This is a genomic window from Mycobacterium sp. MS1601 (assembly GCF_001984215.1).
Taxonomy (GTDB): domain Bacteria; phylum Actinomycetota; class Actinomycetes; order Mycobacteriales; family Mycobacteriaceae; genus Mycobacterium.
Genome location: NZ_CP019420.1, coordinates 2,268,576 through 2,294,496 on the forward strand (window position 1 = coordinate 2,268,576; position 25,921 = coordinate 2,294,496).

Sequence of the window (25,921 nt, forward strand, 5' to 3'; positions counted from 1 at the left end):
AGCCGACCTCGCGAGAAAGAGCCTGCTGCCGACAGCCGCCCGGCCTCGGTTCCGCTGACTTCAGCGAACTGCAGAACCGACGTCGACACCCCCGCCCGCGGCCGGTCTAGATCGGGATGAGGCCGTGCTTACGCTGCACGCGGGTGATCTGCTTGTCGCGCAGCAACCGCATGGCGCTGCGCAGCTTCAGCCGGGTCTCGTGCGGCTCGATGACCGCATCGATGTAACCGCGCTCGGCTGCGATGTACGGGGTGGCCAGATTCAGGTTGTAGCCCTCGATGAAGTCCGCCTTGATCTTCTGCACCTCCGGCGCAGTGGGATCGGGGAACCGCTTCACCAGCAACTGCGCCGCGCCCTCGGCGCCGATCACCGCGATGCGGGCGGTGGGCCAGACGAAGTTCATGTCGGCGGTCAGCTGCTTGGATCCCATCACCGCGTACGCGCCACCGTAGGACTTGCGGATGGTGATGGTGACCTTCGGGACGTCGGCCTCGACCACCGAATACAGGAAGCGACCGCCGCGCTTGATGATGCCGTTCTTCTCCTGCTGTACACCGGGCATGAAGCCCGGGGTGTCGACGACGAAGACCAGCGGGATGTTGAACGAGTCGCAGAACCGCACGAAGCGGGCGGCCTTGTCGGATTCCTCGTTGTCGATGGCGCCGGCGTTGTACATCGGCTGGTTGGCGATCACGCCGACGGTGCGGCCGTCCACGCGGGCATAACCGGTGATGATCGCCTGCCCGGCTTGTGCTGCCACGTCGAGGAATTCGCCGTCGTCGAAGATGCGGATCAGGATCTCGTGCATGTCGTAGCCCATGTTGTCGGCGTCCGGCACGATGGTGTCCAGCTCGAGGTCATGGGGCGTGATCTCGGGCTCCAGCCCGGGGTTGACCACGGGCTCTTCGTCAAAGGTGTTGGGCGGCAGGAAGCTCAGGTAGTCGCGGACGTACTGGAAAGCCGCCTTCTCGTCCTCGACCACCTGGTGGATGTTGCCGTAGCGGGCCTGCTGATCGGCGCCACCCAGTTCGTCGAGTGAGACGTCCTCACCGGTGACGTCCTTGATCACGTCGGGTCCGGTGACGAACATGTAGCCCTGGTCGCGCACGGCCACGATGAGATCGGTCTGGATGGGCGAATACACCGCTCCGCCGGCACATTTGCCGAGGATGATGGAGACCTGCGGCACCAGCCCGGACAACAGCTCATGCCGACGTCCCAGCTCGGCGTACCAGGCCAGCGAGGTCGCGGCGTCCTGGATGCGGGCGCCGCCGGAGTCGTTGATGCCGATGATCGGGCAGCCCACCATGGCCACCCACTCCATCAGCCGGGCGACCTTGCGGCCGAACATCTCTCCGACGGTGCCCTGGAACACCGTCTGATCGTGGCTGAACACCCCGACCGGGCGCCCGTTGATGGTGGCGTGCCCGGTCACCACACCGTCGCCGTAGAGCGCTGCGGGGTCACCCGGAGTCTTGGCCAGCGCGCCGATCTCGAAGAAGCTGCCCGGATCGACCAGGTCGTAGATGCGGGCGCGGGCGCTGGGAATGCCCTTCTTCTCGCGCTTGGCAACGGCTTTGGCGCCGCCTGGCTCCTTGGCCAGCTCCAGCTTCTCGCGCAGGTCGGCGAGTTTCTCCGCCGTGGTCGCAGGAGCCTGCTTCACCGGGTTCTCGTCCGTCACGCCGCGCTCACTTTCCCTGGTTGGCTTGGATCTGGTTGATGGCCTGGCTCAGGTGCGCGCCGACCTTGGCAATGTAGGGCTCGTCGATGGCCTGGATGTGCTCACCGCCGATGTTGACCACCTCGAGGTCGGACACGTACTCGCCCCAACCTCCGTCGGGCTGGCGGGTGGCGTACGCGGGTTCGAAGGTGATGGCGTCATCGTGGTAGCGGTCGGCCATGTACAGCGTGACGTGCCCGTCGTAGTGCTTGATCTCGGCGACGTCGAGAGCCCGCTGATCGAGGTAGGACGTGCGCTGGTGCTCGATGATGCCGCCGGGGATCTGTACACCGGAATCCTTGACGGCATTGAGGACGAACTCGACCTGCCCTGCGTCGTCGAGCTTTTCGAGCTCCTCGTACGGGATCGCGGGGATCTGCACGTTGAACGTCTTCTCGGCGAACTTGGCGTAGCGGTCCCAGCGGGCGCGGGTGCCTTCGGTGGACGTGTCGATCGGCACGCCGGGGCGCACGCAGTCGATGAGCCCGACGAACCGGACGTCGGCACCGGCCTCCTTGAGCCCGATGGCGCAGGCATAGGACAGCGCCCCACCCAGACTCCATCCGGCCAGGATGAACGGCTTGTCCCCATTGAGTTCGAGGAGCTTCGGCACGTACACCGCGGCGCGTTCCTCGATGGTGCCCTCAACGCGCTCCAGGCCGATCATCGGCGTGCCTTCCGGCAGCCGGTTGAGCAGCGGCTCGTAGACCACCGTGGACCCACCCGCGGCGTGGAACACGTAAACCGGCACCTGGGCGTCGTTTTCGGGCTTGCGGATGGTGCGCACGAAGCCGTCGAGCTCGCCGGCTTCGAGGAACTCGCGCACCGTGGTCGACAGCGCCTCGATGTTCGGCGCCGAGGTGACGTCCTCGGCGGTGATGGTGCCTTCGGCGCGCTCCGAGAGCCGCTGCGCCAGTTTGGCCGCGGTGGCGTCGTCGAGGGCGGGCAGCTGGTTGAAGATGCCGCCGGGGCTCTTGCCGGTGACGATGGCCCAGGTGGCGAAAGTCAACCGCTCGGCCGCATCACGCGGTGGCACATCGGAATTCAGTGCCTCGGCGATGGCCTGCTGGTTCAGTGCGGCCGCTGCCGCAGCCAGATCGGGCTGGCTCCGGTTCTGACCGGTGGGATCGGTGGGCGGGGGCGGTAGCGGCTTGTCGCCCAGAGGGTTGGTGGGTGGCGGCGGGATGTCGGCAGGGGTGGTGTCCGCCGTGGCCGCCGCCTTCTCGTTGAGCTCCTCGGCCTCGGCAGCGACACCGGGATCAGACAGACCGGCCAGCCGCTCCTCGATCTCGGCAGCCGTGGTGGCGCCACCCAGCAGCTCGGCCTGCGCGGCGGCTACTTCCTCTTCGCTTGCGGTGCTCTGGAATTCGTGCAGCTGGGCCACCTCGTCGCGGTGCTCGATCGCGTAGGCGATCAGCTTCTCGACGTTGTAGAGATTGGCGTCGCGCACCGCGGTCAGCTGGATGGGCGGCAGATCGAAGTCGTACTCGACACGGTTCTTGATACGCACCGCCATCAACGAATCGAGACCCAGTTCGATCAGCGGCACCTCCCAGGGCAGGTCCTCGGGTTCGTAGCCCATGGCGCCGCCGACGATGGCGCCCAGGCGATCACCGATGCTCTCCCCGGAGTCCGGTGACCACTTGGCGAAGCTCGCAGCCAGACCGGCACCCGCGGTCAGGTTGTCGGAAAGGATCTCGGCGTCGTCCTCCACCACTTCGGTTTCGGTCACGATCTCGGTGGTGGCGACACCGACGGCAGAGGCCACGGGCAAGGCGCCGCCCTGCCCCGCGCGGGTGACGATGGCGTCGTACACCAGGGTGAACGACTCTTCCATGCGGGCATGCACCTGCACCGACGCCCCACCGGGATGGCGAGTCAGGGTGGTCACCAACCGGGCGCCCTCACCGGCGATGGCCCGCTGCTCGGATGCGGTGAGCGTGGCGTCCGGAAGTACCTGCTTGGCAGCCGCTTTCACCAGCGCACCCAGATCGGTGTTGCCGCGCGGCGCGTACTCCCAGACGTGCTTGCCGTCCGGCAGCGACACGTGGGCGCCGGGCATGATGCCGGAGTTGTCGCCGGAGAAGTGGACGTCGAGCCAGTACGGCTTGCGCCGGAACCGGGTGGGCGGGATGTGGGCGTAGCCGCCCTCGAAGTCGTCGGTCGGTTCGAACAGCGTCCGGATGTCGAGATCGTGGCCGTGGACGAAGAGATGCGCCATGGCGGTGGTCATCGAGTCGACCTCGTCCTGCTTGCGCGCGAGCGTCGGGATCAGCTGGCCATCATGCAGACCTGCGCTGGCCGTCGTCAGCCCGACCTGCATCAGCGCCACCGGATTGGGCGCCAGTTCCAGGAACGTGGTGTGGCCGTTGTCGACCGCGTTGCGGATGCCCTGGGTGAAGTAGACGCTGTGGCGCAGCCCCTTCTTCCAGTACTCCACGTCGTGGATGGGCTCGGCTCCGGCGCGGATCAGCCGGCCTTCGTGCACCGTGGAGAAGTACGCCGTCTCCAGCGGACGCGCCTGGATGCCCTGGATCTCCGCGGCCAGTTCACCGAGCAGCGGGTCCATCTGCTGAGTGTGGCTGGCGCCCTTGGTCTGGAACTTACGGGCGAAACGGCCCTCGGCCTCGGCACGAGCGATGATCGCATCGACCTGCTCCGGCGGTCCGCCGATCACCGTCTGCGTCGGCGCGGCGTACACGCACACCTCGAGATCGGGGAAGTCGGAGAACACCGTTTTGATCTCGTCGACGGAGTATTCGACCAACGCCATCAACCGGATGTACTCGCCGAACAGCATGGCCTCGCCCTCACCCATCAGGTGCGAGCGCGAGCAGATGGTGCGGGTGGCGTCCTCGAGCGACAGCCCACCGGAGAAGTAGGCCGCAGCGGCCTCGCCGAGCGACTGCCCCACCACCGCACCGGGTTTGGCGCCGTGATGCTTGAGCAGCTCACCGAGGGCCACCTGGATGGCGAAGATGACCACCTGGGTGGTCTCGATGCCGTAGTCCTGCGAATCGTCGAGGATCAGTTCGACGATCGAATACCCGAGCTCGTCCTGGATCAGGGCGTCGACGGTGTTGATCCACTGCGCGAACACCTCGTTGCGCAGGTACAGGCTCTTGCCCATCTTGCGGTGCTGGGCGCCGAAGCCGGCGAGCACCCACACCGGTCCGTTGGTGACCGGTCCGTCGGTGGACAGCACCAGTGGGCTCTGCTTGCCCTCGGCCACCGCACGCAGGCCCTTGACGGCCTCGTCATGGTCGTGGGCCAGGATCACCGCACGCGAGCGGCCGTGGTTTCGCTTGGACAGGGAGCGCCCGATGGCCTCCAGGGAGGTGGCCCGGCCTTCCTCGCTGTCGATCCAGTCGGCGAGCTCGGCGGCGGCCAGCTTCTTGCGGGAAGTCAGGAACGCCGAAATAGCCAGCGGCACAATGGGTGTCACCGGTTCGGAAGCATCCAGTTCTTCGCGTGCGACCGCGAGCAGGCGCAGCGCCTCGTCGGTGAGGCCCGGCAACTCGTGCTCGTCCTCGACACGAGAGGATTCATTGCCGTAGAAGTCGAGGGTTTCCTCGGGCTCGTCGATGAACTCGCCGTACTCGTCCATCCGCACGCCACCGACGTAGACCGCGTTCGCCTCGGACTTCTCAGGTGCCACAACAGGTTTCGGCGCGACCTCGGGCTCCACCAGATCACTGGGCAGCACCTGGCGCACCACCACGTGGGCGTTGGCGCCACCGAAACCGAAGCCCGAGACACCGGCGATGGCGTGGCCGCTGTAGCGGGGCCAGTCGGTGACCGTGTCGTTGACCTTGAGGTGCTCGCGGTCGAAGTCGATGTATGGGTTGGGTCCGGCGTAGTTGATCGACGGCGGGATCTTGTCGTGGTGCAGCGCCAGGGTCACCTTCGCCAGGCTGGCGGCGCCGGCAGCCGACTCCAGGTGTCCCACGTTGGATTTCACCGCACCCAGCAGAGCCGGCTGATCGCTGGCGCGGCCCTTGCCGACCACGCGGCCCAGCGCGTCGGCCTCGATGGGGTCACCGAGGATGGTGCCGGTGCCGTGCGCCTCGATGTAGTCGACGGTGCGCGGGTTGATCCCGGCGTTCTTGTACGCCTTGCGCAGCACCTCGGCCTGAGCGTCCGGGTTGGGGGCCAACATGCCGTTGGAGCGGCCGTCGTGGTTGACGGCGCTGCCCGCGATCACCGCCAGGATCTGGTCACCGTCGCGGCGTGCGTCGGCGACCCGCTTGAGCACCAGCATGCCCGCGCCCTCCGCGCGGGAGTAGCCGTCGGCGTCCGAGGAGAAGGACTTGATCCGCCCGTCCGGCGCCAACACGCCGCCCACCTCGTCGAAACCGATGGTGACCAGCGGGGTGATCATGGCGTTGACACCGCCGGCAACCACCACGTCGGCCTCACCGGAACGCAGCGCCTGCACACCCTCGTGCACGGCCACCAGCGACGACGAACACGCGGTGTCGATGGCCATCGATGGGCCGCGGAAGTCGTAGAAGTACGACACCCGGTTGGCGATGATCGAACTGCTGGTGCCGGTGATGGCGTACGGGTGCGCCGTCGCCGGGTCCGCGACCGCCATGAAGCTGTAGTCGTTGTTGGAGGCGCCGATGAAAACACCCACCGCGCCACCGCGCAGCGAAGACGCCGGGATGCGCGCGTGTTCCAGTGCCTCCCAGGTCAATTCGAGCGCCATCCGCTGCTGCGGATCGATGTTGTCGGCTTCCATCTTCGACAGCGCGAAGAACTCGGCGTCGAATCCCTTGATATCGGAGAGGTAGCCGCCGCGGGTATGGGCCTTGGCGACCCGCTCCGCGATGCGCGGTTCGGCCAGGAACTCCTCCCAGCGGCCCTCGGGCAGATCGGTGATGGCGTCGCGGCCCTCCAGCAGCGCCTGCCACGTCTCGCCCGGGGTGTTCATGTCGCCGGGGAAGCGGGTCCCCAGACCGACAATCGCGATGTCGGCCAGATCTTCAGAGCGGGACCAGTCCTCACCCTCGAGATCGCTGAGGTCCTCTTCGGGTTCACCCTCGACGATCACCTGGGCCAGCAGCTCGATCGTCGGATGCTTGAACGCCGTGGTGGCGCTGACGGTGACGCCGGTGAAGTCCTCGATGTCCGAGGCCATGGCGACGGCGTCGCGCGACGACAGACCGAGCTCGACCATGGGCGCGGACTCGTTGACCGAATCCGGTGACTGACCGGTGGCATTGGCCACCCAGTCGCGCAGCCACGTCCGCATCTCCGGGACGCTCAAGTCAGGCTTGCCGGGAGTGTTTTCGCTCATATCGCTAGGCCTCACTCAGCTTGTGAAGAAAAGAATGTCAGTCCGTCTCGTCGGGGAAGGCATTGGCCACCTTCCCGCTGCGCAGACTGCCGTCCAGGTACGCCGCCCGGCACGCTCGCCGGCCGATCTTGCCGCTCGACGTGCGTGGGATGGCTCCCGCGGCGGTCAACACCACGTCGCGCACCGTGACACCGTGGCGCACCGCGATGGCGGCACGGATGTCGTCGTGAATGGGCGCCTGGTCGAGCTTGTGGGCACCCGGTGCGCGCTCTGCGACGATCACCAACTGCTCGGACGTGTCGTCCGGGTCTCGCTTGAGGCCGGCATGGGCATTGGCGAAGACCTCATCGGGCAGCTGGTTGGCCGGCACCGAGAACGCCGCCACATAACCGGTGCGCAGCGCCTTGTTGGACTCCTGCGCCGAGTACTCCAGGTCCTGCGGGTAGTGGTTGCGGCCGTCGACGATGACCAGGTCCTTCACGCGGCCCGTGATGTACAGATCGCCGTCGTAGAACGCGCCGTAGTCGCCGGTGCGCACCCAGAAGCTGTCGTCGTCGGCGCCGTCGGCATGCGAAGGGGTGGTGCGTGACTTCAGCAGGTTCCGGAAGGTCTCCTGGGTCTCTGCCTCCTTGCCCCAGTAGCCGGTACCCATGTTCTGGCCGCTGATCCAGATCTCGCCGATCTGGCCGTCAGGGAGTTCGGTGGCGGTGTCCGCGTCGACGATGACCGCCCACTCCGCGACACCGACCTTGCCCGCAGAGGCCTGCGCGACCGCCTTCGGGAATCGGCGGACACCTCGACGAACCGGTGGTTGTTCAGTTCGTCGCGATCGACGTTGACGATCTTCGGGTGCTCACCGGACGGGGTGGTGGACACGAACAGCGTCGCCTCGGCCAGACCGTAGGACGGCTTGATGGCCTGGGGCGGGAAACCGTACGGGCCGAACGCCTCGTTGAAGCGGCGCACCGTGGCCGCGGAGATGGGCTCGCTGCCGTTGAGCACGGCTTTGCACAACGACAGATCGAGCTCCGGGTCGCCCTCCTTCGGGACACCGCGAGCCGCGGCGTGGTCGAAGGCGAAGTTGGGGGCCACCGAGATGATGCCGCCGGTATCGTCCGGCTTGCGCGACATCTCGTTGATCCAGCGCTGCGGCCTGCGGACGAACGCCGCCGGGGTCATGAAGGTGAAGTAGTGGCCGATCATCGGCGCGATCAGCGCGGTGATGAGGCCCATGTCGTGGAAGAAGGGCAGCCAGGAGACACCGCGGTCACCCTCCTCGCCCTCGAGTGCCTCGATCACCTGAACGACGTTGGTCGCCAGGTTGACGTGGGTGATCTGCACGCCGGTGGGGATCCGCGTCGAACCCGAGGTGTACTGCAGGTAGGCGATGGTCTCGCGGTCGATCTCCACCGGCTCCCAGGTGGATCCGACCTCGTTGGGAATGGCATCGACGGCGATCACCCGGGGACGATCCTTGGCCGGCCTGCTGCGGAAGAACTTGCGCACCCCCTCTGCTGACTCCGTGGTGGTCAGAATCGCCGTGGGCGAGCAGTTGTCCAGCACCGCGTGCAACCGTCCGACGTGGCCGGGCTCGGACGGGTCGAACAGTGGCACCGCGATGCGCCCGGAGTACAGCGTGCCGAAGAAGGCCACCACGTAGTCGAGGTTCTGCGGGCAGAGGATGGCGACACGATCACCGGGCTGGGTGACCTGCTGCAGTCGGGCGCCGAGCGCCTTGTTGCGGGCACTGAACTCGGCCCAGTTCAGGTCACGGGCGATGCCGTCGCGCTCGGTGGAGTAGTCGAGGAATCGATAGGCGAGTTTGTCGCCGCGCACCTTCGCCCAGCGCTCGACGTGACGGACCAAGTTGCCGTTGTCCGGAAAGGTGATGCGCCCGTTCTTGATGAATGGGTTGTGGAACGGCATACAGCTCTCCTTATAGAACGTCTCAGGCCGGGGTTGGCGGCGGCTTTCACAGCCGGTCTCGGCCCCACCCTCAAACCTCACAGATCGTACAGATCCGCGAATGCAAGTCGACGGACCGCAACGCATGCAGGTCTTATTTTTTCCTTAATGTTACGGTCCGCCGTCGCGAGCCGCCAAATCTGAGTGCGCCCGGCCTTCCGTCGCCTTCGGGCTCCTCAGCCGTGAGGTGGCTGCGGAGCGTTCTCGATCAGACCACGCGCCCAGTTCTGCGTCCACACCGTGGCGGGCTGACCGTCGAGCTGCCAGAACTGCGTCGTGGCATACAGCGCGTGCACGGGCTGGCCCGCCCCGCCCAGCAGCACGTCGATGGTGGCAGGCAGATTGACGATGCTGAAGGCCTGTTCCGGAGCTGCGCAGATCAAGTCACCGGCCGCGCAGATCTGATTGGTGCGGTCGTTGAGCGCACCAAAACCACCCGGGCGCGGGCCCGTCATGGCCAACCCGAGCGTCGACAGCGTCGGCACCTCCTGCAACGTGATCTCCGCGCCCTGCCCCGGCGGGTTGGGTCCGATGTCCTTGCCGACACCGGTCTGCCTACGACCGTCGGCGATCAACGTCACACCCAGCACCAGGTCCTCGTCCACCGGACCGCGCCCGTTGCCGATGTCACTGGCAATGTCACCGGCGATCACCGCGCCCTGAGAGAACCCCGCGATCACGTAACTGGTCAGCGGGCACCTGGTGTTCATGTCCGTGATCGCCTTGATGGCTGTCCGGGTGCCCTCGGCACGGCTGTCGTTGTAGGACATCTGCCCGTCGGCGGAGAACGGATTGTGGAACTGCGCGGTGTACGGGACGGTGTACACCTGCACCCGTTGGCCGGGGAACGAGCCGGCGATGGGACCGCTGACGCCCAGCATCAACGATCGCGGGAACTGCGTCGGATTCAGCGGGTCATCGGTGGGTGAAGACTCCCAGGTACCCGGGATGGAGATCATCTGCACGTCCGGGCAGCTGGCGTCCTGGAACTCCGGGCGCGGCTTCTTGCCGGGGGTGGTCGACGTCGGCGGCACCGCCGTCGGGGGAACGGCCGTGGGCGGGGATTCGGGCTGCCGCACCACGATCACCACGATGGCGACCACGAGCGCGACGGCAATGGTGACCGCTATGGCAGCCACGACCGCCAGGACGCGATGACGCCGTTGCCGGGACCGACGGGGGCTACGGGACTTCTTGGCCATGTATGGAGAGGGGTTCTTCCGTTAGCAGAGGCGGGCGGTCGCGATGCGGATGTACTGCGCGGTGGTCTCGTCCACCTGCGCAGCGATCGCGGTCACCGCGGTGTTGGGGTTCATGTCGTGGATCTCGCCTCGCACCAGCGGGAAGACGAAGTCCCAGACACCCTGGTCACTCTGGCCCGCATTGCGGGCCTGGCAGACGTAGCTGCCGATCGACAGCGCCATCAGGTCGCTGGACCGCCGTACCCCGGAGGCGTTCAGCGTGTCCAGGTACTCGCGCTGCGCAGGTGTGATGGACAGGTCGCGGGTGTCCGGCGCGCTGGGCAGCGTGGCATCGGATCCGTTGTGACCGGCTGCGGGCGCATTCGATCGAGGCGGAGCGACGCTGGTCATCAGGTCCTCACCCGACGCGCATCCGGCCACGAGAACCGCGGCAATCGCACCCATCAACGCTGCCGACAGGACCGCTACGGGCACACCCCGTCGACACGATCCGGCGCTCGGTTGCATGTCTCCAAGGTACCGGCTCGATCAGGCGATAGCTGCGGCGATGTCTCCTGACATGGCACCCAGCTGCGGCGCCCAGGAACCCCACCCGTGATCGCCGCTGGTGGGGAAGTCGAAGTGACCGTTGGCACCACCGATGCTGCGGTAATGCGCGTAGAACGTGCGGTTGCTGCCTTGGGCCTGATCGCAGTAGCCGATCATCGCCGCCGGATCGACACACGTCAACGTCTGCGGGCTGAACACCCACAACCGGGTGTTGTTGTCCACCAGCAGCTGCGCGTGCACGTCCGGGTCATGCCACTTCCACCGGCCGAACTGCGCAGGGCCCCACATCAGGTTGGTGTCCGCACCACCGAAACGCATCATGCCGTCGTGCAGCGCACCGTTGAGGAACGTGTTCGACGGGGTCAGGAAACCCGACAGCGAGCCCGCGTACCGAAAGCGGTTCGGGTAGAACTCCGCCAGCGTCACCGCCGCCGTGCCCCCCTGGGCCGCGCCGACGATGGCGTGACCGTCCGGCGACAGACCCTTGTTGGCCGCCAGCCAGTTGGGCAGCTCGGTGGCCAGGAATGTCTCCCACTGCTTGCCGCCGTCCTGCTCCCAGTTGGTGTACAGGCTCCAGGCACCACCGGCCGGCGCCACCACCGACACCCCCTTGCCCGCGAAGGTGTTCATGGCATTGCCCGCGGTCACCCAGTTGCTGACCTCGGGAGCGGCGTTGAACGCGTCCAGCAGGATCACCGCGTGCGGGCCACCACCTTGGAACGCCACCGGAATGGACCGCCCCATCGCAGCCGAGGGCACCTGCAGGTACTCCACCGTGTCGGCCTGCGCCGCCGATGTGCCCGCCCCCCACATCGTGGCCGTCAGAATCAACACGCCCAGCAACCGCAGCAGGTTCGACACGTTAGGAAGTGTTGCACATCACCCCGGCGCCGGAGACGACAACGGCGGCGACCCCGTGGGGTCACCGCCGTTGCTGAGTGTGTGCTCTAGCCGCCCGCGCTCACGGAAGCGGCCTCGGCAGGAACTGCAGCCGGGTCGAACGGAACCGCACCCAGGACCCGCTCGATGTCGGGCTTCATCTGCTGCAGCTGCTGTCCCCAGTAGGGCCAGTCGTGCGTGCCACCGTCGGGAAGTTGAAGACGCCGTTGTTGCCGCCGGCAGCGATGTACTCGTCGCGGAACGTCTTGTTGGTGCGCAGAGTCAGGCTCTCCAGGAACTTGGCGGGCAGGTTGTTGCCCGCGACGTTGCCGTTGACCTCGGCGGGCACACCGTCACCGCAGTACACCCAGATGCGGGTGTTGTTGGCAACCAGCTTGCCGATGTTGACCATCGGGTCGTTGCGCTTCCATGCGCTGCTCTCGTCCTCGGTGCGACCCCACATGTCGTTGGCGTCGTAACCGCCGGCGTCACCCATCGAGATGTTGATCAGGAAGGGCCACCAGCCCTCGGACGGGTTCAGGTAACCCGACAGCGAGGCGGCGTACTGGAACTGCTGCGGGTGCCAGATGGCCAGCGTCAGCGCCGACGATCCGGCCATCGACAGGCCGACGGCCGCGGTGCGGCTGGCGTCGACACCCTTCTGCGACGCGAGGTAGGCGGGGAGCTCCTGGGTCAGGAAGGTCTCCCACTTGTAGGTCTGGCAGCCGTTCTTGCCGCACGCCGGGGAGTACCAGTCCGAGTAGAAGCTGGACTGGCCGCCGACGGGCATGACGACCGACAGACCCGAGCCGTAGTACCACTCGAACGCCGCGGTGTTGATGTCCCAGCCGTTGAAGTCGTCCTGCGCACGCAGACCGTCGAGCAGGTACACCGCGGGCGAGTTCGGGCCGCCACTTTGGAACTGCACCTTGATATCGCGGCCCATCCCGGCCGACGGCACCATCAGGTACTCCACGGGCAGTCCCGGCCGGGAGAACGCACCGGCGGTGGCCGTACCTCCGACTGCACTGACCAACCCGGGCAACACTGCCGCGGCGGCGACAGCCGCCATCAGCTTCCGGCCCCAGGTGCCGCGCACCTTTTCGACCAACTTCATAGACACGTTCCGTCCCATCGCATTTCCATCTTCTGTTCTGCCGCACGCCATCGGTGGCTTCACGACTGGGCGACATTGCCCGGTCAGTCAACCACACCTTCGGTGATGCTTCTGCTTTCAGTTGTGGTCAAACCGTGTTCCAACAGCGCATTTCAGCTGTTCAGAGTGGCCAGCAAGTCCGGTTTCATGGCCTGGAGCTGCCCGCCCCAATAGCCCCACGAGTGGTTGCCCGCGGGTGGGAAGTCGAAAGTGGCGTTGCGTCCGCCTGCCTCGGTGTAGACCCGCTGGAAGCGCAGATTGCTCGGCATCGCCAGCGCCTCCAAGCCGGTGGCGCTCAGCGCCTGTCCGGGGTCGCCGTTCACGTCGTCGATGGGGGTGGACCCGCCGGGTGCGCAGTAGATCCAGAGCCTGGTGTTGTTGGCCACCAGCCGCTGCACCTGCGCCGTGGGATCGTTGCGCTTCCACGCCGGGTCCCACGGCGCGCCCCACATGTTGTCGACGTTGTAGCCACCGGCGTCGAGCATGGCGACGCGGATGGCCTGCTGCATGAACGGCGTCGACGGGTTCAGGAATCCCGACAGCGACGCCGCGTACCGGAACTGGCCGGGGTGGAAAGCGGCCAGGATCAGCGCCGAGCCGCCGGACATCGACAGCCCCACCACGGCGTTGCCGGTTCGTGAGACGCCTCTGGTCTCCAGGAAGGCGGGTAGTTCCTGGGTCAGGAACGTCTCCCACTTGTAGGTGTAGGGCTGGTTGTTGAACGTCGACCGCCCGTACCAGTCGGTGTAGAAGCTGGACTGCCCACCGACGGGCATGACGGTGGCGACGCCGGTGTCGAGGAACCACTCGAAGGCGGCGGTGTTGATGTCCCAGCCGTTGTAGTCGTCCTGCGCACGCAGACCGTCGAGCAGGTACACCGCCTTCGCGTTGGCAACATTGCCCGGCTGGAACTGCACCCGGACGTTGCGGCTCATCGCGGCGGAGTAGACGTCGAGGTATTCCACCGGCAGGCCGGGGCGGGAAAAGGCCTGAGCCCCAGGGACCCCGAAGGGGGACAAGCCGGCGGCCATCAGCGCCGCCAGAAGGGCAACGGCAAGGCGCACAAAAGCCTTCACGAGTTCACACCAATCCGTTCGTTGTTCAGGTGGCACGGCTCGCGGTGATCACCACACATGACTTAGGTATCGCTGCGACAACACGTCTGCGTTACCCAGGTGCATCAGCGACCGGACGGCAAACAGCTCACGCGCTTGCGGTTCGGCGCTGCCCCCGGGCTCCTTCGTCGCGCATAGGCGACCGAACTACGGACCAGTTGCCGGTAGCCCAGTGTAGGGGGTCTCGTCCAGAGGGGGCTCCTCCAGGCCGCACCGCACCAGCTCGTACTCGGGCACACGATCGATGCGGTACTGCGTGTACCAGTAGGAATTGAGCACGTTGGAGGCGAACCTGCGCGGCCCCAGCGGGCCCCGGATCGACGACATCACCGACTCCGTGGCCGGGCACTTCAGGGCCGCCTCCGCCAGCACGATCCAGTTCTCGTCGAAGTTCCGCGGAATCCACTCCTCGGTTTTGAGGAACGGCCCCTCCGCGATGGCCCAGTCCGCGTACAGATTCTTGTCATGCCCGATCCGGCCGTTCTCCAGACGCTGGGTGTGCGCAGCCAGCGGATTGGCCAGCCCGATCTGGTCGATGACACGGACATCGAGACCGACGTTCATCGACGTCATCCCCATGTTGGTGAAGAACACGGTGTGCGGCCCGACGTACTGGCGCCGCTGCTCGGGGGTGAGGTCCGCAGGAGGTGGCACCGCGGGCACCACATCCCACATGTCGTAGTTGCCCGCGGGCAGCAGCAGCGCCCCGTCGGGAGTGTTGTTGATGGCCTCCAGCATCGCCCGCATCCGCGGGTAGTCCAGATAGTCGGCGGCGGTCAACGGATGCGCGTGGCCGGTGGCCTGGGCATAGAACCGCCGTTCGTCGACGATTCCGGAGTAGGTGACCTTGGTGGCGTCCTTGCCCATTCCCGGCGAGGTCGCCGCCCAGACCGACCAGCCGACGAGTCCCACCCAGAGCACCGTGGTGGCTCCGGCCAGCACGTACCCGGCCTGACGTAACACCACCGGGATGACGGCGACCGGCGCCAGCAGGCAGAAGACGGGCGTCAACAGCACTCGGCCATGCATGAAGTCACCGCCCTGGCGCACCCAGTAGACGCCCTGCAGCAGGCCGCTGACCACGAAGAAGACGACGATCATCGTCGGGCTCTGGACGGTGCGGGCCAGCCTTGTGTACCCCTGGGGCGCCGTCCGGTCCTGCGGGGTGCGTCCGGCCACCAGCACCGCCGCCAGGATCAGTAGCACCACCGCGGGAATCCACAGCAGATACGGCGCATTGAAGTTCGTCAGGTAGGTCCACCCCTGACCCCATTTGGCACCGGAGGCATCCTTGGCCACAGCGGTTCCTGGCACGATCAACGCGTAGTAGCCCATTCGGAAAATCTGGTAGCCCACCGGCAACAGGCCGCCCGCCACCAAGATCAGCACGCGGGTGCGCCAGCTGCGGGCGGCGATGAGCATCAGCACCAGTGCCAGCCCACCGATCAGGGCCAGCTCCGGGCGCACCAGGACCGACAGTCCGGCGACGACTGCCAGGGCGGCGGTGAACCAACTGCCGGTGGCGTCACCGCTGACCCGGCCGCGGGCCGCGGCACAACGCGGCGCCTGCGCCCAACAGACCAGCATCCACCACAGCAGGCCGAGATAGCTGATCACCAGCCCGTTCTCCAGCCCCGAGGTGGCAAAATCACGGGCCGGCGGGATCGCGATGTACACCAGCACTCCGGCGGGCAGCAACAGCGCGTGCCTGCCTCGCAGGCCGGGGGCATACAGGCGCGCCGTGCCGAGCATCACCAGCACGACACCGATGATGCTGAGACCGTAAGCCAACGTGAGAGCGACGTACTCCAGCCGCACCGGACCGCCCACCAGGGCACCCAGATAGTTCACATACGTCCACAGCGTGGACGTGTTGGACTCGACCCGTTCCCCGGCATTGAACACCGGGCCGTTGCCCGCCAACAGGTTCCGTACGGTGCGCAACACGATCAGGCCGTCGTCGGCGATCCAGCGTCGCTGCCAGCCCCCCCAGGCGAACAGGCCGGCGGCGGTGAGGACGCTCAGAGCCAGGCTGATCCGCACCGTCCAGGTCAGCCGAGACGGCTCACCCGAGAACGACGGCCGCACTGATGGTTCCGATCCATGCCACCGCCAGGAGTTGCAGGACGCGGTCGCGCAGTGCGATCTCCTCGGGTTCACCCGCCATCCCGCCGTCGACGTCCACGGCGTACCGCAGCACCGCGACCGTCAACGGGACGATGGTGACGGCAAACCACCCTGCATTGGAACCGTCGCGTTCGAACGCCCACAGGCTGTAACACACCACCATCGCGGTGGCCGACAGCGTCCACACGAACCGCAGGTAGCTGGTGGTGTAGCTCTCCAACGACTTACGGATCTTGGCGCCGGTGCGCTCGGCCAATTGTAGTTCGGCATAACGCTTTCCCGCGGCCATGAACAATGAACCGAACGCCATCACCAACAGGAACCACTGGGACAGGTCCACACCCGCGGCGACGCCGCCCGCGATGGCGCGGATCAAAAAGCCCGACGACACGATGCAGATGTCGAGCACGGCCTGGTGTTTGAGACCGAAGCAGTACGCCAGCTGGATCGCGATGTACACCGCCATCACCAATGCCAGGTCCGGGGTGATCAACAATGAAACCCCAAGCGAGACAACGATCAGAACCGAAGCCAACGCGTAGGCCACGCCTTCTGGCACCACCCCGGCGGCGATGGGCCGAAACCGCTTGGTGGGGTGCTGGCGGTCGGCCTCGACGTCGCGGGCGTCGTTGATCAGATAGATCGACGACGCCGCAAGACAGAAGACCACGAAGGCCACCAGCACGTTGACCAGCACGGTCCGGTAGTCGTAGCTGACCCGCTCGTCACCGAGAGCCAACACCACCGGCAGGAACACCAGGACGTTCTTGACCCACTGCCGGGGGCGCAACGCCTTGACGATGCCGGCGGGCAGATTCTTCGGCGGGGCCCCAACCGGTGCAGCTTCTTCACTCACGACCGCGACTCCTTGAGAACGTGATCAACACCTGTTGCCACCAGGGCGCCCACCACCGCGCCGGTGGCCACGTCACTGGGATAGTGCACGCCGAGAACCATGCGGGACAGGGCCATCGGCGTTACCAGTACCGCTGTCAGCGGCAGGCCGGTGACCCGGCTGAGCAGGATCGCCGCGGCTGTTGTGGAAGTCGCGTGTGCCGAGGGGAAGCTCAGCTTGCTCGGGGTACCGACGTTGATCGCCACCGCCGGGTGGTGCGGTCGCGGTCTGCGCACCACGCGCTTGATGACGACGGCCGCCGCGTGGGCGGTGAAGGCTCCCGCGCCAACGGCCAGCCACTGTCGCCGGCGCTGCGGTTGCGCCAACGCACCGGCTGCGGAGACGGCCAGCCAGCCCAGGCTGTGTTCACCGAAATGCGACATGGCCCTGGCCACCGGCAGCACGCCGGGTTTGTCGGCCAGGGCGGCCTGAATTGTCACCAGCACGGCGTCCTCGCCGCGTGGCGTCTCAGCCATTGGCGGGATCCAGCAGCACCGTTTCCCACTTCTGGGTGCTGGTCAGCGTCGGCACCGCCTCGCGGTACACGCGGCGCATGCGGTTGAACTTGCGGGCCAACAACACCTGACGCTTCAGGGATTCCCGTAGCAGCGCGAACATCTTCTCGCGGTCGCGCTGCCGAAAGACCACGCCGCGGCCGTCGGCGGTGGTGACCGTCACGCCGTCGACGTTGCACAGCGAGAACCACCGGGCGTCCTGGGTGGCGACGTTGATCTGCGGACGCTGATGATGTTGCGGGTCATGGGCTTTGAGCTGGTGCAGCAGACCGCGACCCAGCCGCCACCCGATGGCCACCGGACCCGCCGGGATGGTGACCTTCTTACGCCAGCGCTTGTCCGACGGGGTGGGCAGCGCGGTGGCACTCGGCAACACCACCGCGTCCGGGAACTCCTGGCGCATGGCGCGCACCTCGGGCAGCGCCGACTCCAGGATGGAGAAGATGTGCTCGGGCCCGGCCAGGAAGTCGTCCATGGCCTTGTTCTGGATGGCCACCGTCGAATACTCAAGGCACAGAAGGTGTTTGCACGTCGCCTTGAAGTGGCTGGCGATCAGGCCCTTGATGTTGCCGTCCCAGTGGATGGCCGCGACCACCAGGCGATTGCGCAGGTGGAAGTACGCCTGCCAGTCGATGGCATCGTCCTTGTCGCTCCACGCCATGTGCCAGATGGCCGCCCCCGGAAGTGTGACGGTCGGGTAGCCGTGCTCGCCGGCGCGCAGGCCGTAGTCGGCGTCGTCCCACTTGATGAACAGCGGCAGCGGCTGGCCCAACTCTTCGGCAACCCGGCGCGGGATCATGCACATCCACCAACCGTTGTAGTCGACGTCGACGCGGCGGTGCAGCAGTCGGCTGCGTTCGGATTCCTCGTCATTGAGCGGGTATTTGGCGAAGTTGTGGTCGTACTCGGTGTTGACGGCGTTGGTCCACATGAAGTTCTGCGCGGCCACCATCTCGCCCATCACGTGCAGGTGGCTCGGCTCCTGCAGGTTGAGCATCTGCCCGCCGATCAGCGTCGGGGTCTTGGCGAACCGGCTCAGCGCCAGCGCTCGCAGGATGGAATCGGGCTCGACGCGGATGTCGTCGTCCATGAACAGGATCTGTTCGCAGTCGGTGTTCTTCAGAGCCTCGTACATCACCCGGCTGTATCCGCCGGACCCGCCCAGGTTCGGTTGGTTGTGGATGCTCAACCGATCTCCCAGACCGGCTGCGGCTGCCGCGAAATCGGGATGGTCCTTGGCTTTCCTGGTGCCCTGGTCGGAGACGATGACCGCACTGATCACCTTGTCCACCAACGGATCCAATGTCAGCGCCGCCAGGGCGCCCACACAGTCCTCGGGCCGGTTGAAGGTCGGGATGCCCACCGCCACGCGAGCGCGGCCCGGCGCTTCGACCGGGGCGTACCAGCCGGCGTGGTGCAATGTCGAGGTGGCATCGGTGGTGATGTCGAACCAGATCCAGCCGCCGTCCTCGAACGGCGTCAGGTCCACGTCGAACTCCACCACCGCGGGTGCGTCCGCAGTGCCGCCGGAGATGGGCGCGCCACCGACGGTGATGCGGGCACCGGTGGCCTTGGAGCGGTAGACGTCGACGCGGGCACTGCCGGTCAGTTCGACGCGCAGCACCACCGAGTCCAGCGTCGACCAGCGCCGCCAGTAGCTGGCCGGGAAGGCGTTGAAGTAGGTCGCGAACGAGACCTCGGATTCGGCGCCGATCTCCAGGGTGGTGCGGCTGGGCGCATGCGCACGCCTGGCATTGGTGTCGGACTCTTCGATGTAGAGCTTGCGGACGTCCAATGGCTCGCCGGGGCGCGGCAGGATGACGCGCGAGAGCAGGCTCACGGCGCGCGACTCGTCGGCGGCCAGTGCGCCGGATGGGATGTCACTCATGAGTTTCCTGTGCCTGTCTCACGCAGCGGCGCACCGTCGACCAGGTGCGGCGCCAAGGTGTTGTCGTACATGTTGAGCGCACTGGCGATCGCCATGTGCATGTCGAGATACTGGTAGGTGCCCAACCGGCCACCGAAGAGCACCTTGGCCTGCGACGTCTCCGCCCTGGCCCGGTCGCGGTAAGCCGCCAGCAGCGTCCGGTCGGCTTCGGTGTTGATCGGGTAGTAGGGCTCGTCGTCGTTCTCGGCGAACCGGGAGAACTCCCGCATGATCACCGTCTTGTCGCTGGGGTAGGCCCGTTCCGGGTGGAAGTGCCGGAACTCGTGGATGCGCGTGTAGGGCACGTCGGCGTCGTTGTAGTTCATCACGGGAGTGCCTTGGAAATCCCCGCAGTCGCCCAGTACCTCGACCTCGAAATCCAGTGTGCGCCAACCGAGTCGGCCATCGGCGTAGTCGAAGTACCGGTCCAGCGGACCGGTGTAGACCACCGGCGCGTCCGGGTTGTCGGCACGCAGCTGGTCCCGCACGTCGAACCAGTCGGTGTCCAGGCGGACCTCGATGCGCTCGTCGGCGGCCATGTTCTGCAGCCAGGCGGTGTAGCCGTCGACCGGCAGGCCCTCGTAAGTGTCGTTGAAGTAGCGGTTGTCGAAGTTGTAGCGCACCGGCAGCCGCGCGATGTTGGCTGCGGGCAGGTCTTTCGGGTCGGTCTGCCACTGCTTGGCCGTATAGGCCTTGACGAAGGCTTCGTAGAGTGGGCGGCCGATCAGTGAGATGGCCTTTTCTTCGAGGTTCTGCGCCTCGGCGGTGTCGATCTCGCTGGCCTGCTCCTTGATCAGGGCGCGGGCCTCATCGGGGGTGAAGTAGCGGCCGAAGAACTGGCTCACCAAGCCCAGCCCCATCGGGAACTGGTAGGCCTGCCCGTTGTGCATGGCGAAGACGCGGTGCTGGTAGCCGGTGAATTCGGTGAACTGCCGGACGTAATCCCAGACCCTCTTGTTGGAGGTGTGGAAGAGATGTGCTCCGTAGCGGTGGATCTCGATTCCGGTCTGCGGTTCGGCTTCGGAGTAGGCATTGCCGCCGATGTGCGGACGTCGCTCGACAACGAGGACACGCTTGTCCAGCTGCGTCGCGACACGCTCGGCGATGGTCAGGCCGAAGAATCCGGACCCGACTACATACAGGTCGTAGGTCATCGGCAGTCAGGGTATCCGACCGGGGCGCGGGCGCCGATCGGGCGCGGCGGGAGCTCCGGCCGGCAAACCCGTCGTTACCGGACCGTTAGGTCCCAGTGGTGCGCCGTTGGGGTGTGCGGCGCCATGACCAGCCCGGGGCGTGTGTTGCGCGTGTGCAACGGCATGACCGCGCCAGGTCGCGATTCGTTCACAGTTCGGTCTCGCCACTCTGGTCACGCCAGTCACGCCCCTACCATCGAAACCGTTGCTTATCCGCAAGCACTCGTAGTCCAGATATTGAGGAGACTTCCGTGCCGAACCGACGTCGACGCAAGCTCTCGACAGCCATGAGCGCAGTCGCCGCCCTGGCAGTCGCGAGTCCATTTGCCGTTGTTGCCGTTACCGAGCTTTCGACACCCGAGGGGCCCCAGACGCGTGAGTTCACGCAGGCCGCCTTGATCACCGACCTGCCGAACGAACTGATCTCTGCACTGTCGCAGGGGCTGTCCCAGTTCGGCGTCACGCTGCCGACCAGCCTGAGCCCCACCGGCGCTGGCCTGACCAGCCCGGCTCTGGCTTCACCCGGGCTCACCACGCCGGGCCTCACCACCCCCGGTCTCACCACGCCCGGCCTCACCACCCCCGGTCTCACCACGCCGGCTCTGAGCACTCCCGGCCTGACCACTCCCGCGCTCAGCACTCCGGGCCTCGACGTCCCCGGCCTGAGCACCCCGGGCCTGACGGCACCGAGCGCCACCGTCCCTGGGGTGAGCGTGCCCGGCGCGTCACTGACCGACGCCAGTCTGACCAACCCGGCACTGACCAACCCGTCGCTGAGCACCCCCGGTCTCGGACTGCCGGATCCCAGCCTGACGGCGCCCGGCGCACTGCCGGTCTCGTCACCCGGACTGGGCCTCGGCGTGCCCGGCGAGGTGCCGATCAGCGCCCCGATCGGCCTGGACCCGATGGCTGGCACGTACCCGATCCTCGGCGATCCGTCGCTGGGCCTGGGCGTGCCCGCCGCCTCCACCGGCGGCGGCGGCCTCATCAGCGACCTGAGCAGCGCCGCCAACTCGCTGGGCGCGGGCCAGGCCATCGATCTGCTCAAAGGCGTGGTGATGCCCGGCATCATGGGCGCCATCAAGTCGGCTCAGCCGGCAGCCGCGGCGGCACCACTGCCGGTTCCGCCACCGCCGGCATAACTGAACAGGCCTGATACCAAACGGCACCGCTGGGGTGGGCTCACCCCGTCCCCCTCCCCGAGCCCACAACACCCAGCGGTGCCGTTGCGGGTACGTCCGGAAAGAAAGTCACACAGTTCCCACTAGTGCCGTGTCGAAACACTGGTAACAGGGGACACATACGTAACATCGGGCCGTGCCGCGTCGCCGTCCCGCACCATTGCTGCTCCTGTCCGCAATAGCGGCCTCGGTGGTTCTCGTCCCGTGGGCCATCGACGGCGTGCCCCCCGGCGCCGACGTGCCGCAAGCCGCCGACACCAAACTCGTCGAAGAACCGCTGGCCGGGCTCGGCGGCGGCGAAACCATCCGCGAGCTCACCCAAGCCACCCCGTTCTCGATGGTCGCGCTCACCGGCGACGACCTCAGCGGCACCGAGGTGAAGGTCCGCGCCAAACACGGTGACGGCCAGTGGGGACCCTGGTACGACGCCGAGGCCCTGCAGACCAATCCGGACGACACCGGCATCCGTGGAACCGATCCCGTATTCGTCGGCCTGACCAACGCCGTACAGATCTCGGTGACCCGCCCACCCGGCGCACCCGTCACCACCGCCCCGCCCGCCGACACCAGTGGCGAGCTCGGCTACCGGCCCGCCAGCACCGAACGCTCGCTGGCCCAGAACATGTCGGCCATCCTGATCACTCCGCCGCAGGCACCCGTGGACCTGCAGTTCACCCCGCCGACCGGTGTGCTGGCCCCAGGGCAGCCGCCCAGTGTCATCAGCCGCGCGCAGTGGGGCGCCGACGAGTCGATGAAGTGCGGAGACCCCCGCTACGACAAGGGCGTGCGCGCTGCCATCGTCCACCACACCGCAGGTTCCAACGACTACGCGCCGCAGGACTCGGCAGCCATCGTGCGGGCCGCCTACGCGTACCACACCCGCACACTCGGCTGGTGCGACATCGCCTACAACGCCCTGGTGGACAAGTACGGCCAGGTGTTCGAAGGCCGGGCGGGCGGCATGGACCGACCCGTCGAAGGCGGCCACACCGGCGGCTTCAACACCGACACCTGGGGTGTGGCCATGATCGGCGACTTCCAGGTGACTCCGCCCACCGACATCCAGCTGCGCACCACCGGCCGGTTGCTGGGCTGGCGCCTGGGCCTCGACCACGTGGACCCCAAGGGCTTCGTGCAACTGACCTCGGCGGGCGGGCGCTACACCCACTTCCCGCGCGGCTCCACCCCCACGCTGCCGACCATCTTCACCCACCGCGACGTCGGCAACACCGAATGCCCGGGTGACGCCGCCTACGCCGCGATGGACCTGATCCGCGACATCGCCGCCCGATTCAACGAGCCCGTCGGTCCCATCACGCTCGAGGACCGGCTGCGCGGCGGCGCCATCCACACCAAGTGGAAGAACATGGGCGGCGAGACCAGCCTGCTGGGCGCACCCCGGGGTCCCGAGGCCACTGCCACCGGCAATGCCCGCTACGTGGCCTTCACCCGCGGCGCCATCTACTGGTCCCCGAGAGCGGCGCACAGCCGATCGGCGGCGCCATCTACGACGCCTGGGCCAGCCTCGGCTACGAGCGCGGTCTGCTCGGACTACCCACCAGCGGCGAGATCCAGGAACCGCAGTGGATCAAGCAGAACTTCCAGCACGGCACGCTCAACTTCGACCGGGAGACCGGCCTGGTGACCCGTGTGGTGGACGGGGTGGCGCAGGAACTGCCGCCGCTGGGCCCGGACGGCCCGCCGATCCAGCTGGAGCGGTTCACACCGATCCTGCTGGACAGCTGAGGGACCAGGCGGTCAGGGCCGGGCTGAATTCAGCCCCAAAAGCGTTCGAGCACCCGTGCCAGACCGTCCTCGGAGTTGCGCGCGGTCACCTCGTCGGCAGCGGCTACCGCCTCTGGATGCGCATTGCCCATCGCCACACCGAGTCCGGACCAGCGCAGCATCGGCACGTCGTTGGGCATGTCGCCGAACGCCACGATCCCGTCCGCGCCGATCCCCAGCGGCTTGGCCACCTCTTCGACACCGGTGGCCTTGCTGATACCCAACGGCACCACTTCGATGAGCCCGTTGTTGGTGCTGTAGGTGATGTCGCCCTCGGTGCCGATGTGCTTTTCCAGCTCGGCCGCCATGTCGGCACTGCTGGCACCGGCCTTACGGATCAGCAGCTTGACCGCCGGCGCCGACAACAGGTCCTCGATCGACACCTCGGTGTTGTCCGGGTTCAGCCAAGCGTGCTCGTAACCAGGGGAGCTGACGAACTGAGGGGTGGCGGCATCGTGTGCGCTGCGACCCACCCGCTCGACAGCCAGGCCGGCCCCGGGAATCACGTGTGTGGCGATATCGGCAAGAGCGGCAAGCGCATCCGCGGACAGTGTGCGCGCCGACAGTATCCGGTCCGTCGCGGAATCGTACACCACGGCGCCGTTGGCACAGACCGCGATCGGGGCGAACCCCAGACCCTCCACCACCGGCGGTATCCAGCGTGGCGGCCGCCCGGTGGCAAGGATGAACGTCGTCCCCGCGTCGACGGCGGCGCGGACCGCCGCTCGGGTCCGCGGGGTGACCAACTCGTCGTCGTCGAGCAGGGTGCCGTCGACATCGGTGGCGATCAGAGCGGGTGGTCTGATGTCGGTCAACCTCGTTCCGCCTGCCTGCGTGCGCGCTCGGCGAGCTCGGCTTGGTCGAGCAACATCGCTTCCTCCAGTGTCGGGGCTGTTCCGCCGAGTCGTCTCGGCAGCCAGTAGGCGCCCTCGGGGTGTGGGTAGTGCTGCTGCACGTCGGTCAGCACGGCAGTCATGGCGGCCCGGATGGCGCCGTCGAACTCCTCCGGGGTTCCGGCCGGGGCCAGTGCCGGCCCCGCCTTGACCGTGACCGGGAACTTGTTGCGGCCCACATGTTTCGGATGATCCTTGGTCCAGATGCGCTGGGCGCCCCAGACGATCAGCGGAACCACGGGGACGCCGGCCTCCAGCGCCATGCGCGCGGCACCGGATTTGAAACCCTTCAGCTCGAAGCTGCGGCTGATCGTCGCCTCCGGGTACACCCCCACCAGCTCACCGTCTCTGAGCCGCTGCACCGCCACGCTGTAGGCCCCGGCGCCGTGGGTGCGGTCCACCGGGATGGTCTTGGTGTGGTGGATCAGGAAGTTCACCACTTTCACCTGCTGCATCTCGGCTTTGATCATGAACCGCATGCGACGGCCGCGACGCCTGGCGGCCAGAGCGGCAGGCAGGAAGTCGATGTAACTCGTGTGGTTGATGGCCATCACCGCCCCACCCGAGGCCGGAATGTGCTCGAGCTCAAGGAAGGTGATCGCGGTTCCGGTAACGCTGACGACAGTCTCGGCCGCGATCTCCAGGGCTCGGAAAACCGGCTCCATTCGCGGCTATCCAGAGCCCGGCCGCTGCGCTTTGGCCTGCGCCCGCCGTGCGGCTTCCTCAGCGTCGAGGCGAGCGGCATCGGCCAACGAGGGCGCTCCCCCACCGAGGCGATGCGGTACCCAGAACGCGCCCGGCGGGTGGGGACCGTAGTGCTCCTGCACCCGTTCGAGCAGATGCTGCATCCGATGCCGCAGCAACTCGGTGAGTTCCTGGGCGGGCAGGGTGGGCATGATCGGTTCACCGACGGCGATGCTGATCGGCACCTTGGGCCGCAGCATCTTCTTCGGATGATCCTTGGTCCAGATGCGCTGAGCACCCCACACGATGTGCGGGATGATCGGCACATCGGCCGCGATCGCCATCCGGGCGGCCCCGGACTTGAAGTCCTTGATCTCGAAGCTGCGGCTGATGGTGGCCTCGGGGTACACCCCGACCAGCTCGCCGTCCTTGAGCCGCTGGCAGGCCTCGTCGAAGGATTCCGCACCCGCTGACCGATCAACCGCGATGTGGCGCAGGCTGCGCATGATCGGGCCGGTGATCGTGTGGTCGAAGACTTCCTTCTTCGCCATGAACCTGACCTTGCGACCGAGGCCCTGCTGGTAGGCGGGCAGGCCTGCGAAGGTGAAGTCGAAGTAGCTGGTGTGGTTGACGGCCACCACGGCACCGCCGGTGCGCGGCAGATTCTCGACACCCGTCACGGTGAACTTCAGCCCCTGCAGCTTCCAGGTCAGCCTGGCGAGCTGGATGACCGTGCCGTATACCGGTTCCACAACTGTGGAGCCTAACGCTCTGCGGCGTTTGCGCGCGGCCGCGGGCCGCTGCGGCCGCTAAGCTCGAACCGGCGCCTCACT

The 25,921-nt window shown here is 67.0% G+C and carries 15 protein-coding genes and 3 pseudogenes; 2 read left to right on the forward strand and 16 right to left on the reverse strand.

Going from position 1 to position 25,921, the window contains the following annotated elements:
* Positions 1 to 106: 106 nt before the first annotated feature.
* From BVC93_RS11090 to glf, 13 genes and pseudogenes are all read right to left on the reverse strand, one after another.
* The gene (locus tag BVC93_RS11090) at positions 107 to 1,663 is read right to left on the reverse strand and encodes an acyl-CoA carboxylase subunit beta (RefSeq protein ID WP_157517207.1); all 1,557 of its coding nucleotides are present in this window, start codon (positions 1,661 to 1,663) and stop codon (positions 107 to 109) included.
* A gap of 25 nt (positions 1,664 to 1,688) precedes the next feature.
* Positions 1,689 to 7,022 carry a polyketide synthase Pks13 gene (pks13, locus tag BVC93_RS11095; RefSeq protein WP_083737209.1) on the reverse strand — a complete coding sequence of 1,778 codons (5,334 nt, stop codon included), beginning with the start codon at positions 7,020 to 7,022 and terminating at the stop codon, positions 1,689 to 1,691.
* Between the two features lie 37 nt (positions 7,023 to 7,059).
* Positions 7,060 to 8,948, reverse strand: a pseudogene (gene fadD32, locus BVC93_RS11100) (long-chain-fatty-acid--AMP ligase FadD32).
* A gap of 215 nt (positions 8,949 to 9,163) precedes the next feature.
* A complete protein-coding gene (gene culp6, locus BVC93_RS11105; protein WP_083737210.1) occupies positions 9,164 to 10,189 on the reverse strand; it encodes a carboxylesterase Culp6 in 1,026 nt (341 codons plus the stop codon).
* A 21-nt stretch (positions 10,190 to 10,210) separates the two neighbouring features.
* Positions 10,211 to 10,696, reverse strand: a complete 486-nt coding sequence (locus tag BVC93_RS11110; RefSeq protein ID WP_083737211.1) for a hypothetical protein — start codon at positions 10,694 to 10,696, stop codon at positions 10,211 to 10,213.
* A gap of 21 nt (positions 10,697 to 10,717) precedes the next feature.
* Complete coding sequence (locus tag BVC93_RS11115) at positions 10,718 to 11,551, reverse strand: alpha/beta hydrolase-fold protein (protein WP_083740967.1); 834 nt, start codon at positions 11,549 to 11,551, stop codon at positions 10,718 to 10,720.
* A 134-nt stretch (positions 11,552 to 11,685) separates the two neighbouring features.
* A pseudogene (locus BVC93_RS11120) lies at positions 11,686 to 12,734 on the reverse strand (esterase family protein).
* Positions 12,735 to 12,886: 152 nt separating this feature from the next.
* The gene (locus tag BVC93_RS11125; RefSeq protein WP_083740968.1) at positions 12,887 to 13,804 is read right to left on the reverse strand and encodes an alpha/beta hydrolase; all 918 of its coding nucleotides are present in this window, start codon (positions 13,802 to 13,804) and stop codon (positions 12,887 to 12,889) included.
* Between the two features lie 231 nt (positions 13,805 to 14,035).
* Complete coding sequence (gene zomB, locus BVC93_RS11130; RefSeq protein ID WP_236950323.1) at positions 14,036 to 15,976, reverse strand: flagellar motor control protein ZomB; 1,941 nt, start codon at positions 15,974 to 15,976, stop codon at positions 14,036 to 14,038.
* Entirely contained in the window at positions 15,954 to 16,871 is a 918-nt protein-coding gene (locus BVC93_RS11135) for a decaprenyl-phosphate phosphoribosyltransferase (protein ID WP_083737212.1), read from the reverse strand. Before BVC93_RS11135 ends, zomB begins: the two co-directional genes overlap by 23 nt.
* Complete coding sequence (locus tag BVC93_RS11140) at positions 16,868 to 17,386, reverse strand: phosphatase PAP2 family protein (protein WP_083737213.1); 519 nt, start codon at positions 17,384 to 17,386, stop codon at positions 16,868 to 16,870. The genes BVC93_RS11135 and BVC93_RS11140 overlap by 4 nt, the downstream gene beginning before the upstream one ends.
* Complete coding sequence (locus BVC93_RS11145; protein WP_083737214.1) at positions 17,379 to 19,313, reverse strand: glycosyltransferase; 1,935 nt, start codon at positions 19,311 to 19,313, stop codon at positions 17,379 to 17,381. The genes BVC93_RS11140 and BVC93_RS11145 overlap by 8 nt, the downstream gene beginning before the upstream one ends.
* Entirely contained in the window at positions 19,310 to 20,506 is a 1,197-nt protein-coding gene (gene glf, locus BVC93_RS11150) for a UDP-galactopyranose mutase (protein WP_083737215.1), read from the reverse strand. Before glf ends, BVC93_RS11145 begins: the two co-directional genes overlap by 4 nt.
* A gap of 290 nt (positions 20,507 to 20,796) precedes the next feature.
* On the opposite strand from glf, the gene BVC93_RS11155 reads away from it, so the two are divergent.
* Positions 20,797 to 21,687: a hypothetical protein gene (locus tag BVC93_RS11155; protein ID WP_083737216.1), complete on the forward strand. Its 891-nt coding sequence runs from the start codon at positions 20,797 to 20,799 to the stop codon at positions 21,685 to 21,687.
* Between the two features lie 175 nt (positions 21,688 to 21,862).
* Positions 21,863 to 23,472 (forward strand): annotated as a pseudogene (locus BVC93_RS11160) (N-acetylmuramoyl-L-alanine amidase).
* Between the two features lie 29 nt (positions 23,473 to 23,501).
* On the opposite strand, the gene BVC93_RS11165 reads toward BVC93_RS11160, so the two are convergent.
* From BVC93_RS11165 to BVC93_RS11175, 3 genes are read right to left on the reverse strand one after another with little or no spacing between them, the layout of a single operon-like run.
* A complete protein-coding gene (locus BVC93_RS11165) occupies positions 23,502 to 24,317 on the reverse strand; it encodes an HAD family hydrolase (RefSeq protein ID WP_192860375.1) in 816 nt (271 codons plus the stop codon).
* A gap of 5 nt (positions 24,318 to 24,322) precedes the next feature.
* Positions 24,323 to 25,069 carry a lysophospholipid acyltransferase family protein gene (locus BVC93_RS11170; RefSeq protein ID WP_083737218.1) on the reverse strand — a complete coding sequence of 249 codons (747 nt, stop codon included), beginning with the start codon at positions 25,067 to 25,069 and terminating at the stop codon, positions 24,323 to 24,325.
* A 6-nt stretch (positions 25,070 to 25,075) separates the two neighbouring features.
* Complete coding sequence (locus tag BVC93_RS11175; protein ID WP_083737219.1) at positions 25,076 to 25,840, reverse strand: lysophospholipid acyltransferase family protein; 765 nt, start codon at positions 25,838 to 25,840, stop codon at positions 25,076 to 25,078.
* Between the last annotated feature and the right edge of the window lie 81 nt (positions 25,841 to 25,921).